Origin of the sequence: Devosia beringensis (assembly GCF_014926585.1) — a bacterium.
Classification (GTDB): Bacteria; Pseudomonadota; Alphaproteobacteria; order Rhizobiales; family Devosiaceae; genus Devosia; species Devosia beringensis.
Genome location: NZ_CP045422.1, coordinates 3373299 through 3385371, shown reverse-complemented (window position 1 = coordinate 3385371; position 12073 = coordinate 3373299). Strand labels below are relative to the sequence as shown.

The 12073-nt window shown below is 66.2% G+C and carries 12 protein-coding genes; 3 read left to right on the top strand and 9 right to left on the bottom strand.

Annotation, left to right across the window (positions count from 1 at the left end):
- Positions 1-3: 3 nt before the first annotated feature.
- From GDR53_RS16495 to phnF, 6 genes are read right to left on the bottom strand one after another with little or no spacing between them, the layout of a single operon-like run.
- Positions 4-825: an ATP-binding cassette domain-containing protein gene (locus GDR53_RS16495; RefSeq protein ID WP_210321349.1), complete on the bottom strand. Its 822-nt coding sequence runs from the start codon at positions 823-825 to the stop codon at positions 4-6.
- Positions 822-1736: an alpha-D-ribose 1-methylphosphonate 5-phosphate C-P-lyase PhnJ gene (locus GDR53_RS16490; RefSeq protein WP_193335533.1), complete on the bottom strand. Its 915-nt coding sequence runs from the start codon at positions 1734-1736 to the stop codon at positions 822-824. The genes GDR53_RS16495 and GDR53_RS16490 overlap by 4 nt, the downstream gene beginning before the upstream one ends.
- Complete coding sequence (locus GDR53_RS16485) at positions 1733-2833, bottom strand: carbon-phosphorus lyase complex subunit PhnI (protein WP_193335532.1); 1101 nt, start codon at positions 2831-2833, stop codon at positions 1733-1735. The genes GDR53_RS16490 and GDR53_RS16485 overlap by 4 nt, the downstream gene beginning before the upstream one ends.
- Positions 2834-3370 (bottom strand): phosphonate C-P lyase system protein PhnH, encoded by a 537-nt coding sequence (phnH, locus tag GDR53_RS16480; protein WP_193335531.1) that lies wholly within the window; start codon positions 3368-3370, stop codon positions 2834-2836.
- Positions 3370-3825 carry a phosphonate C-P lyase system protein PhnG gene (locus GDR53_RS16475; RefSeq protein ID WP_210321348.1) on the bottom strand — a complete coding sequence of 152 codons (456 nt, stop codon included), beginning with the start codon at positions 3823-3825 and terminating at the stop codon, positions 3370-3372. Before GDR53_RS16475 ends, phnH begins: the two co-directional genes overlap by 1 nt.
- Positions 3812-4570 carry a phosphonate metabolism transcriptional regulator PhnF gene (phnF, locus tag GDR53_RS16470; protein WP_193335530.1) on the bottom strand — a complete coding sequence of 253 codons (759 nt, stop codon included), beginning with the start codon at positions 4568-4570 and terminating at the stop codon, positions 3812-3814. Before phnF ends, GDR53_RS16475 begins: the two co-directional genes overlap by 14 nt.
- A 229-nt stretch (positions 4571-4799) precedes the next feature.
- Here phnF and GDR53_RS16465 point away from each other — a divergent pair, with 229 nt between their 5' ends.
- Genes GDR53_RS16465 through GDR53_RS16455 form a run of 3 tightly spaced genes read left to right on the top strand, consistent with a single transcriptional unit; the run spans position 4800 to position 9077 of the window.
- A complete protein-coding gene (locus GDR53_RS16465; protein WP_193335529.1) occupies positions 4800-5525 on the top strand; it encodes an ABC transporter ATP-binding protein in 726 nt (241 codons plus the stop codon).
- Positions 5522-7891 (top strand): ABC transporter permease, encoded by a 2370-nt coding sequence (locus GDR53_RS16460; RefSeq protein ID WP_232846649.1) that lies wholly within the window; start codon positions 5522-5524, stop codon positions 7889-7891. The genes GDR53_RS16465 and GDR53_RS16460 overlap by 4 nt, the downstream gene beginning before the upstream one ends.
- Positions 7892-7895: 4 nt before the next feature.
- Positions 7896-9077, top strand: coding sequence for an efflux RND transporter periplasmic adaptor subunit (locus tag GDR53_RS16455; RefSeq protein WP_193335528.1), 1182 nt, complete (start codon positions 7896-7898; stop codon positions 9075-9077).
- Between the two features lie 9 nt (positions 9078-9086).
- On the opposite strand, the gene GDR53_RS16450 is transcribed toward GDR53_RS16455, so the two are convergent.
- From GDR53_RS16450 to GDR53_RS16440, 3 genes are all read right to left on the bottom strand, one after another.
- Entirely contained in the window at positions 9087-10055 is a 969-nt protein-coding gene (locus GDR53_RS16450) for a FecCD family ABC transporter permease (RefSeq protein ID WP_193338136.1), read from the bottom strand.
- A 146-nt stretch (positions 10056-10201) separates the two neighbouring features.
- On the bottom strand, positions 10202-11131 hold the full coding sequence (locus GDR53_RS16445; RefSeq protein ID WP_193338135.1) for an ABC transporter substrate-binding protein: 930 nt from the start codon (positions 11129-11131) through the stop codon (positions 10202-10204).
- A gap of 29 nt (positions 11132-11160) precedes the next feature.
- The gene (locus GDR53_RS16440; RefSeq protein ID WP_193335527.1) at positions 11161-11964 is read right to left on the bottom strand and encodes an ABC transporter ATP-binding protein; all 804 of its coding nucleotides are present in this window, start codon (positions 11962-11964) and stop codon (positions 11161-11163) included.
- Positions 11965-12073: the final 109 nt, after the last annotated feature.

The following is a 12073-nucleotide window of genomic DNA, read 5'->3' as shown; positions in this document are numbered from 1 at the left end:
CCCCTAGAGCTTGGCGTGGACGAGTTGCTGGGTATAGGGGTGCTGTGGGTCCTGGAACACCTGGTCGCACAAGCCCTGCTCCACCACCTCGCCATGCCGCATGACCAGCACGCGGTCCGCCATGGTGCGGATGACACCCAGATCGTGGCTAACCAGCACCATGGTAATGCGGCGGTCGCGCTGCAGGCGCTTGAGCGTATCGAGCACCAGGGCCTGCACGCTGACGTCGAGCCCCGTGGTCGGCTCGTCCAGCAGCAGCAGCGCCGGTTCGAGGGCAATGGCTTTGGCCAGCTGCACGCGCTGCTGCATGCCGCCCGACAGTTCGGCCGGCCGCGCATCCATGCGCGACAGCGGGAATTCGGAAGCGTCGAGCGCGTCCCGTGCCTTGCCGCGCAAGACCTCAAAGCTGCGCTCGCCGGCGATGAGCAACCGTTCGGCGACATTGCCGCTCGAACTGTGCCGCATCAGCAGGCCCAGATGCGGGTTCTGGTAGACGATGCCAATATGGTGCGCACACAGCATGCGCCGCTCGTAGCGCCCCAGTGCAAACAGGTTGCCATCGTCGCGCCCGGGCAGGCGCAGGCGGTAATCGCCGGCATCGGGCGTATCCTCGAGGTTCATCATGCGCAGCAGGGTCGACTTGCCCGAACCGCTTTCCCCGACAATGCCAAGTACCTCGCCCGGATAGACATTGACGTCGACCTGGCGCAGCGCGCGCACCGCGCCATAGCGGCGGGACACGCCGCGCATGGTCAGCAGCGCCTCTGTCTGCATCAGCTGCGGCGGCAGCAGTTCGGCCGGCGCCGAAGTCATGTCGATGCTCATGCCGAATACTCCCCGTTCCGGTACCAGGTGGTGCCGATCGCCACCACTTCGCCTTCTGCCTGGCGAATGGCCTTGATGCCCAGATTGCTGTCGGAAATCTCGAACACCGAGCCGCCCTGGTCCTGCGGGATCTCGTTCATGAAATAGCCGGCGACGCCCGAGCGGCGGCACACCAGCTCGGCGTGATCCTCGACGCGATAGGGCCGGTCGGAAAACACTAGGGGCTCCACTCGCGTGAAGGGCGGCACGGCATGCAGGCGTTTTTCCCGGCCAGCCGACAGGAAGGTAAGGTGCTGCGCCATATTGAGCTTGGGAACGTCCCAGCGCGGGATCGGCGAGGGCGTCATCACGTGGCGGCCATTGACCAGGCTCGGATAGGCGGCGCCCTGCATGATACGGCCCTTGCGCACCATCTGCTCATAGAGCGTCAGCCAGAGCCGGCCATAATCGGCATCGGCATGCATCTGCCGGGCGATCGACATATTGGGCTCTACCCCGCGCAGCGGCTCGGGATTGGGCACCTGCAGCACCAGGATCTGATCGGCAGCCAGGGTCTCTTCCGGCACGCGGTGACGCGACTGGATGATCGAGGCTTCCAGCGTATCCCAGGTTTCCGCCGCGCCCGAAACACGGCTGATGAAGCGGCGGATCGAGGCGGCATTGACGCCGTCATCGGCGCCCTGGTCGATAACTTTGATGGTCGATTGCGGATTGACCAGGGTCAGCGTGACCTGCAGCCCCCCCGTGCCCCAGCCGCGCGCCATGGGCACTTCGCGGCTGGCATAGGGCATCTGGCAGCCGGGCACGGCGATGGCCTTGAGCATCTTGCGGCGCAGCTCGCGCTTGGCCGAGGCGTCGAGAAAACCATAGCTGGTGGCGGCCCAGGGCTTGGTGAGGGAAGCAAGGGTCATTCTGCGGGCTCCGTCTGGCGTGCTTGGGCCAAGGCGTCATCGTCGTCATGGGCGTCAGCCGCGGCAGCCTTTGCCTTGGCGTCACGCATGGCATCCAGCACCGACTGGAAGGTCACGTAATGGGGCAGCTTGAAGTGGATGCAGAAGCCCGAGGCTTCGACGCTTTCGGTATGGTAGAGGTAGAATTCCTCGTGCATGGGCGAGCCCAACGGCGCCTCAGCCGAGTTGAGATCGAGTGTCGCCGCGGCGATCACCTTGACCTCGTTCCAGCCGAAGCTGGCGGCAAAACCCAGTTCGAGAAAACCACCCTTTTCCTTGGATGTGACCTCGGCCTGGCAGACGCGCACGCGGCCCGCCGAAAATTCCGTGCCACAGGGATGGCGCACCACCACCTCGGCTTCGGCCAGCCGCAACTCATTGACCGTGGGATGGGCATTGCCATAGCCGCGCATGGCAGCATAGCCGAGCGCCAGCACACCCCCGGTTTCGGCCCGGGCCAGGCTCTGCAGCCGATGCGCCCGCGAGGCGGGAAACAGCAGCGGCTCCCGCGTGAGGTCAGGAATGTCATCGCGTGCCACCTGCGGCTCGGTGGCCGGCGCCACCAGGCCCTGCTGGCGCTGCCAGTCGGCCAGCGACGGCTGCCGCATCGGCGCGGGCCGCGCTGCCGCGTCAACCGCTGGCGGGTGGTAGGGGATGCCTTCGAAGACGTCGGTGGCCAGCACGCGGTGAGAATAGTCCAGCGTCGGCCCGAGGATCTGTCCGCCCGGAATATCCTTGAACGCGGCCGAGATGCGGCGCTGCGTCAGCAGATGTTCCTGCCGCAGGGGGGCGGCGACTGCCAGGCGCGGCTGCGTCGTGCGCCAGGCGCGCAGCACCAGCACGGCTTCGGAGAGTTCGCCGCCGGTCTGGGCCAGCGCCAGCGCCGCCATGTCTTCGTCATAGAGCGAGGCTTCGCCCATGACCCGATCAATGAGATAGGGCATGGACTGGCGAATGGCCGCGACGCGGGCGATGTCGATGGTACCAAGGTCCTGGCGGAACAGGCGTTCGGCCTGTTCGATGGCCTTTTCGCCACCGCGGGTTGCGACATAGGCCATTCAGAGCACCTCGATCTGGGTGGAGCGGGGAATGCCGATGACCGAACGGCCATCGACCAGAAGGAGTTCAAACCCCTCCGGATAGGCGCAAAGCTGCTGGCGCAGGGCCCAGAAGGCTGAAGGCAAGGCAAGTGCAAGTTCACGGGAGCCGTCAATGCCAGGGCCTGTCAGGCGCAGGCGCTGGCCTTGGCCATGGCTGACCTGGGCCACCAGCGTCGCGCCTTCATCGGGATAGAGCGCGTTGCCGCAGCGAATGGCAGCGAGGGCATCGGCGGCGGCATCAAGGCTGTCGAGGAACACGTGGTCGGCCTGGTGCAGCTCACCGGCAAGGGCACCGGTTGCGGCGATCTTCCGGGTCAATGCTGCATTGTCGGCATAGGCCACGCATTCGCGATCGATCAGGGCATCGACGATGCCGGCAAGGCCGGCCTCGGGCAGTTCGCGACTCTCGCCGGGACGGGCCATCGACCACATCAGCGCTTCGAAGGTGGCATTGTCGCGCGCCTCAACGGCATCGGGCGGGGCTACGGTTAGCATCAGAATGTCTCCATCTCGACGCGGGTCGCCTCGACCCGGCGCATCAGCGCCGCGTCGAGCGCAGCCTGGTGCTGGTGTTCGCTGTCGATAAAGCGGCGGATCGCGGCGGCCTCGGGATCCGCAGCGAGCGCTAGGTCGACCACCGCCATGGCCATGGCGCGCTCGAGGTCGCGGCCGGTGATCATGCCGTAGCCCAGGCGGCCGGCGGCATCGACGATATGGGCCTCGCTCACCAGCACCTCGCCGAGGTGAAAATCGACATTTTCCACGGTGTCGCGCATCGGCACCATGACCAGCCCGGTACGGTTGGCGATGACGGTGATATCGCCCATCGGTTCCAGCAGGGTTTCGGCCAGGGCCTTGAGCGGCGCGGGACGCGCCCGCGCCAGAACGCCCAGGGCCTCGGCATGGCCGGCCCGTTCCGGCCCGGGGCCGCTGGCTTCATTGAACATCATCGGTCCTTTCGCTGACCACTTCGCCCGTGGGGGCGTTCTCGAAGGTGAACTGCACGCGATCGCCGGCCCAGGCCGCCTCGGAGAAGCCGATCGGGTTGCCTGCGAGGTCGACGTCGACCTTCTGCACGATCAGCACCGACTGGCCCGGCCGCATCATGAGCAGGGAAGTCTCGTGCGGGTTGGCAAGGCGGGTAAAGATCGTCGTGCTCTGTCGACGATAATCCTCGATGCCATAGGTCTTGTAGATGGCGGTGATCGAGGGGTTTGCCTTGCGGCGCTCGGCAATATCGGGGAAGCGGGCAACATCGTGATAGGACCAGCCCAGGCTGATCGGCAGGTCGTTGGCGAAGCCGCGCCAGGATCGGGCGGTCACCAGCGCCCCGGGGACCAGTCCCAGCGCAGCGGCAACGCGGGCACTCGCCGGAATCTGCATTTCCGAAATCGCCTGGCCGGAGGCGGTTAGCCCCTGGGCCAGCAGGTTCTCGCGGAAGCGGGTGCGCGGCCCGATGACGTAGTTGATCATCGACGCCCGCTCGACAAAGGTGCCGCGGCCGTGCTCGACGCGCAGCTTGCCCTCCCCCACCAGCGCCGCCAGCGCCCGTCGCAGCGAATGCCGCCGGGTGTTATAAAGAACGCACAGCTCCGGCTCCGACGGCAGCCGGCTGTCCGGCGGCAGGTGGCCCGCCGCGATTTCTTCGCTGATCTTGTCCCGCGTGGTTTCCCACGTCTGCCCTCGACTGTGCATAAAGGCCCGCTTCACTCATTCGGATGAGTTGGACCCTAGCGACGGTGGATGACAGGCCAATGACGAGATGCCCTGGTCGCCATGACCTGTGCCAGAGTGGAGCGCACAAGGCCTTCCTGCCTCTCGGAACCGCCTTGCGACAGACATAGTCCGGTTGGCTCCAGCACGACGCACTGCGCGACTTGACCGAAATCAACGCGCGACCATGGCATCCTGCTAGATTTTTGTCATGGACAGCGCCTCGCCCCCCCGTTCGGACCTACTCCGGGTCAGCCAGCTCACCAAGGCCTATGCGGCCGGGGACGCTCAGGTCGTCGCTTTGGACGGGGTCGATTTCGTTGCCGCCAGCGGGGAATTCGTCGTCATCCTGGGGCCCTCGGGATCGGGCAAATCGACCTTTCTCAATCTCATCGGCGGTCTCGACACCGCCACGTCAGGCCAGGCCTGGTTCCGCGACTGGCAGATCACCGGCGCCGACGATACCGGTCTGACCCGCTATCGCCGCCGCCATGTCGGCTTCGTGTTCCAGTTCTACAACCTGGTGCCCAGCCTGACGGCCCGGGAAAACGTGCAGCTGGTCACCGAAATCGCCGCCCATCCGATGGCGCCCGAAGCAGCGCTGGCCATGGTGGACATGGCCGACCGGATGGACCACTTTCCGGCTCAACTCTCCGGGGGCGAACAGCAGCGCGTCGCCATTGCCCGCGCCATCGCCAAGCGACCCGACATCCTGCTCTGCGACGAGCCGACCGGCGCGCTGGATTCCAAGACCGGCATTGTCGTGCTGGAAGCCCTCACCCGGATTAATGCCGAGCTGGGGACCACTACCCTGGTGATTACCCATAACGCGGCCATCCGCACCATTGCCCATCGCGTCGTCAGTTTTGCCGACGGCCGGATCGCCGCCATCGACACCAATGCCGAGCGCCAGCCAGCCGCCTCGGTGCGCTGGTGAGCGGCCTGCATGCCCTGCACCGCAAGCTGCTGCGCGAGCTCGTGCGCCTGTGGGCACAGGTGCTCGCCATCGCCCTGGTCATGGCCGCCGGGGTCGCAACCCTGCTGATCGGCATCGGCACCTATCAGTCGCTGGAGCGCACGCGCGAGGCCTATTACCAGAGCCATCACCTCGCCAATGTCTTTGCCACCGTCACCCGGGCGCCCCGCTCGATGCTGACAAAGATCGGTGCCATGGACGGGGTCCTGGCTGTCGACGGCCGCATCGCCAAGGTGGCGCTGGCCGATATCGAGGGGCTGGAGCAACCCGCCTCCGTGCGCCTGATCTCGCTGCCCCCGCAACAGGCAGGAACGCTCAACCGCCTCTATCTGCGCAGCGGGCGGCTGCCCGAAGCCGCCAACCATATGGAGGCTGTGGTCAGCGAGATCTTTGCCCAGGCGCATGGCTTTCGCGAAGGCTCCCGGTTTGGCGTCGTCGTCAATGGCGCCCGGCGCGAGGTGACGATCACCGGCATCGCCCTGGCACCCGACTATCTCTATGCCATCGCCCCCGGCGAGATGACGCCCAATAGCGGGCGCTTCGGCATCCTCTGGGTGCCCGAGCGGACGCTGGCGGCGGCCTATGACCTGGGCGGCGCCTTCAATGCCGTCTCGGTCCAGCTCGCGCCCGGCACTTCCGAGGAGGCGGTGATCACCGGGCTCTATCAACTGCTCGATCCCTATGGCGCGCAGGGCGCCCATGGCCGCGACCAGCTGACCTCCCATGCCTATCTGGACGCCGAACTGCAACAGTTGCGCTCGATGAGCGAGGTATTGCCGCCGGTTTTCCTGCTGGTGGCGGCCTTTCTCGTCAACATGACGCTGACGCGCCTGATCGCGCTTGAGCGCGAGCAGATCGGCCTGCTCAAGGCCATTGGCTATTCCGGCCGGGCCATCGCCTGGCACTATGTGGAATTCGTACTGCTGATCGCCATTATCGGCATCATCATCGGCACCGGTTTCGGGATCTGGGCCGGCAACGGCCTCACCGAAATGTACACGCGGTTCTACAGCTTTCCCGTCCTGGTCTTCAGCCGTGAACCCAGCCTTTATGCCATTTCGGGCGGCATCACGCTGGCAGCCGCGGTGGCCGGCGCTATCCGCGCCGTGCGGGCTGCCGCCGTGCTTCCCCCCGCGGTGGCAATGTCGCCGCCGCCACCGCCGACCTATCGGCGGCACAGCGGCCGGCGGCGTTTCGCCCTGCCCCTGCACCAGACCGGGGTCATGGTCACGCGGCACTTGCTGCACCGACCCTGGCGATCGGCCGGTGGCATCGTCGGCATTGCCCTCTCGGTCGCCGTGCTTGTCGGCTCGCTCTGGTCGGTGGGCGGCGTCGAGTTCATGATCGACTATTCGTTCAACCGCACCGAGCGGCAGGACGCCATCGTCAATTTTGCCACCAGCAAGCCCCTCGCCGCCACGGCCGAGATCGCCCGCCTTCCCGGTGTGCTGGGAGCCGAGCCCTTCCGTGCCGTGGGCGTCGAAATCGGTCATGCCCAGGTGACGCGCCAGATAGCCCTGATGGGGCGACCCGCCAACGGTTCCATGACCCGCATGCTCGATGCCGATCTGCAGCCGGTGCCGATGCCGCCACAGGGCGTGCTGCTGACGCAGTCCCTGGCCAGGATCCTGGGCGTCGGCCCGGGCGACAGCGTCGACATCCGCCTGCTCGAGGGCGAGCGGCAGCGATTCCAGCTGCAGGTGGCGGCCGTTGTGGAAAGCTATCTCGGCCTCGGCGCCTATATGGACATGGCCGCCCTGCAGGCGCTGATGGGCGAGGGCAACCGCATTTCCGGCGTCAACATCACTATCGACACGCTGCACCAGGCCGAGCTCTTTGCCGCGCTCAAGCGCTCACCATCGCTCGGCCATATCGCCCTGCAGGCCGCCGCGCTCAAGCAGTTTCGCGCCACCATGGCGCAGAACATGTATGTCATGATCGCCGTCCTGGTCGGCCTGGCCAGCCTCATCGCCTTTGGCGTGGTCTACAATTTCGCCCGGATATCGCTGTCCGAACAGGGACGCGAAATGGCTAGCCTGCGCGTGCTCGGCTTCACCCGCAGCGAGGTCTCGTCCTTGTTGCTGACCGAGATAGCCATCCTCGTGCTGCTCGCTCAACCGCCGGGCTGGCTGCTCGGCCTGCTGATCGCCCGCGGCATGGTCGAGGGCTTTGCCAGCGAACTGTTCAGCATGCCGCTGATTATCGGCCCCGACGGCTTTGCCACCGCCAGCCTGGCGGTCGCCGCGGCGGCGCTCGTGTCGGGCCTGGTGGTCCGTCGCCGGATTGACCGCCTTGACCTGATCGCCGTTCTCAAAACCAGGGAGTAGCCAAATGTGGAGCCGCCTTCTGACTCTGTGCATAATCCTCTCGCTGGTCGCCGCCGCGGCCTGGGCCCTGTGGCCGCGTCCCATCAGCGTCGAGACGGCCAGCATCGCCACCGGCAGCCTGGTGGTCACCGTCGATGAAGATGGCACCAGCCGCATCAGCGAGGTATTCCATGTTTCTGCACCCATACTGGGTCGCCTGAAACGCATTGGCCTGCATGTCGGCGATGCCGTGACGCAGGGGCAGACGCTGGCCAGCATGGAGCCGGTCGCTCCAGGCCTTCTTGACGAGCGGACGCGTCGCATTGCCGAAGCGGCTGTTCAGGCTGCCGCCGCCGGTGTCACCATGGCCGAAGCCGGCCTGGCCCAGGCCAGGGCCACCGACACTTTCGCGCAAGAGGACCTCGAACGGTCGATCTTGCTCTCGGAGCGCGGTCTGGTGTCGACGCAGGCGCTGCAGCGGGCGCGGCTCGCCGCCGAGACCGCACAGCAGTCCATGGACGCGGCCGAGGCGACACTGCAGATGCACCGGCAGCAGTTGCAAAGTGCGCAGGCCGCACTAATCCAGGGCGACGCGCCCACGGCCGGTCCCTGCTGCGTCAATGTCATGGCGCCGGTCACCGGGCGGGTGCTCGCCGTCTTCTCTGAAAGTGAACAGGTGCTGCAGGCCGCTGCGCCGCTGATGGATATCGGCGACCCCGACCTGCTGGAAATCCAGGTGGACGTGCTCTCCAGCGATGCCGTGCGCATCGTCCGGGGCGCCCGGGCCAGTATTGTGGATTGGGGCGGTGCCCCGTTTCGCGCGGAAGTGGACCAGATCGATCCGATCGCCACCACAAGGGTCAGTGCCCTGGGTATCGATGAGCAGCGGACGCGCGTGACGCTGCGCCTGCTCGATGGCCCCGAGACCCGCACCGGGCTCGGCCATGGTTACCGCGTCACCGCGCAGATCGTGGTCTGGGAGGCTGCAGAGGTGGTTCTGGTGCCCCTCGGCGCGCTGTTCCGCACCGATGCTGACTGGTCGGTTTTTGTCATCGAGGACGGCACGGCGCGGCTGCGGACCTTGAGCCTGGGCCAGCGCAATGGCGAAAGCGCCGAGGTCAAAGACGGCCTTGCCGTAGGCGAGACGGTGATCATGCATCCCGGCGATACCCTGGCCGATGGCGGCAGCGTCGTGGCGGAACAATAGCGACGCTGCCTATTGCGCCGGCATGGTGTTGCGCTTCATCAGGGCCAGGAAGAAGATGCCGCCCACGATGCCCGTGATGATGCCCAGCGGCACATCCTGGGGCGGAATGACGATGCGGGCCAGCATGTCGGCGAGGACGAGGAAGATGGCGCCGCTCAGCGCCGAGAGCGGCAGTACGCGGCGATAGTCCCCGCCCACGACCAGCCGCACCAGATGCGGGATCATCAGCCCGACAAAGGAAATGACGCCGGAAAAGGCCACGGCGGCGCCGGTCAGCAGCGCGCAGACGATAAAGACCACCATGCGGAAGCGGCCCGCGGGCAGCCCCAACGTGGTCGCCGATTCATCCCCCAGCGTCATGGCATTGAGGTTGCGGGCATTGACCACCAGATAGGCGCCGCACAGCGCCAGGGCCGCCAGCGGATAGGGCAGCTGCGCCCATTGCGCCAGGCCAAGCCCGCCCAGCATCCAGAAGATCACCGTATGGGCAGCGCGCGGATCGCCCAGGAAGATGGCGAGGCTCCCCAGCGAGGTCACGACAAAGGAAATCGCTACACCGGTGAGGACAAGGCGACTGGCATTGGTGGCACCGGTAAAGCTGGCCACACCGACCACCAGGGCGGTCGTCGCCAGCGCGCCGGCAAAGGCGAAGAGCGGCACGGTCACCAGGCCAAGAAACATGCCGGTATGCAGCAGCACGACGATGGCGCCGAGCGCGGCGCCCGAGGAAATGCCCAGCAGATGCGGATCGGCCAGCTGGTTGCGCGTCACCGCCTGCAAAGCCGCGCCGACCAGAGCCAGGCTGGCCCCGACAGTGGCGCCCAGCACCACGCGCGGCAAGCGCACCTCCCAGACGATATTGTCCCGCCCGGCCGACCAGGTCGGATCCATACTGCCGGGCGCCAGGTGGCTGGCGATGACGCCCCAGACGGTATCGAGCGGAATGGCAATGGCGCCGACGCTGACGCCGGCCACCATTACCAGAACCAGGACAATGGCCAGCCCTGCTGTCAGCAGGGGAAGGTGATGCAGGATGGCATGCCGGGGACCGGCAACGAGATTGTGGTGGCTCAAAGTCTGTCGCCTTCGGAAAAAGGCCGACCCCAGGGGGCCGGCCACCCTGGTCAGCAAGGAAAGAAGGCGGCGGACAGCCGCTTGATGGCCGCGATATTGCGCGGGCCCGGCGTCGCCTCGACATAATCCAGCACGACGAAGCGATCGTTCTGCACCGCGGGAATGGCTGAGAAGGCAGGATTGTTCTGCATGAAGGCAATCTTCTGCTCGGCTGTCACATCCCCATAATTGACGATCACGATCACCTCCGGATTGCGCTCGATGACCGGCTCCCAGCCCACCGCGACCCAACTGGTCTCGACATCGTCCATGATATTGCGGCCGCCGGCTGCCTCGATCAGCGCCGTGGGAATGGCATAGCGACCGGCGGTAAAGGGCATGTCCTCCCCCGAGTCATAGACGAAGACGGACGGGGCCGCCGCGGTCGCCGGACGCGCGGCGGCGAAGGCCTCCAGTTCCTGCCTGTAGCCGTCCACCAGGGCACGGGCGCGGTCCTCGACGCCAAAGATGCGGCCCAGATTGAGCAGATCGACATACATATCGTCCATCGAGGCCTTGGATTTGGCCATGATGTGGATGCAGCTCTCGGTGAGCTCGTAGACGGCGATGTCGAAGGCGGCGAGTGTCTGCGGCGTTACCTCGCCACCCACCGTCATGCCGTAGTTCCAGCCGGCAAAGTAGAAATCGGCATCAGCGCCGAGCAGCACTTCCTTGGTTGGATAGTCGGGCGACAGCTCGGGCAGTTGCTCGACGCCCTGGCGCAGGGTTTCGTCGAGCGTCTTCCATGCCGACACGCCGGTATAGCCCACCATGCGGTCGCTCAGGCCGAGCGCCAGCATCATTTCGGTGAGGTTGACGTCATTGGAGACGGCGCGCTGCGGCGGCGCCGCGAAGGTGACCTCGCGGTCGCAACTCTTGACGGTGACCGGAAAGGCTTGGGCTGCCGACGCCGAGGCGACGAGCAGGCCGGTGGCCAGCATTGTGTGAACGAAACGCACGTAGAAGCTCCTTAGGCTTTGAGGGGAAGGTGAAAAGAAAAGCGAGGACGGCCGGTGGCGGGATGACTGTCGATGGTAGTGGATACCCCAAAGGTCCTGTCGATCGCCGCTGGGGTCAGCACGTCCAGCGGACGGCCGATATCGACCTGCTGACCCTGGTCGAGCACCAGAACCTGATCCGCATGGGCGGATGCCAGGGCCAGATCGTGCAGCGACACCACGACCGTGGCCGGCAGGGCAGCCAGCAGGGCCAGCACTTCGAGCTGGTGGCGGATATCGAGGTGGTTGGTCGGTTCATCCAGGATCAGCAGGTCGGGCTTTTGCACCAGCGCGCGGGCGATCAGCACGCGCTGCTTCTCGCCGCCCGACAGGCTGGCAAAGTTGCGCGGCGCCAGGGATGTCAGATCGAGCAGAGCCAGCGCCTCAAGCACCGGCTGTTCATCGGCGCTGGCAAAAGGGCCCTGATGCGGCGCCAGCCCCAGGGCGACGATTTCGGCCACGGTCAGCCCGAAGTCACTGGCCGGCTCCTGCAGCACGGTGGCGATCCGCCGCGCCACAGCCTTGGGCCGGAGCGCCCAGAGGTCCTCGCCGTCAAGCCGCACCATTCCTGCGGTGGGCCGGTGGTAGCGGTAAAGACAGCGCAGAAGGCTGGATTTGCCCGCGCCATTGGGGCCGACCACGGCCAGCATCTGCCCCGGCTGCACGGAAAAATGCAGTCCCGAAATGATGGCCCGCTGCGGGCTCGGGCCCCAGCTCAGCTGGTCCACATTGAGGCCGGCGGGCCGCGCAGGGACGGCAGGTTGCAGTGCGATCATGCCAGGCTCCGCAGACGATTGAGCACGCGTCGCGAATGCCGCGTCGAATGTGATGTTATTACATTACGTATCTTTGATCTGCAACGTGAAATCTGGGCCACAGGCTGGC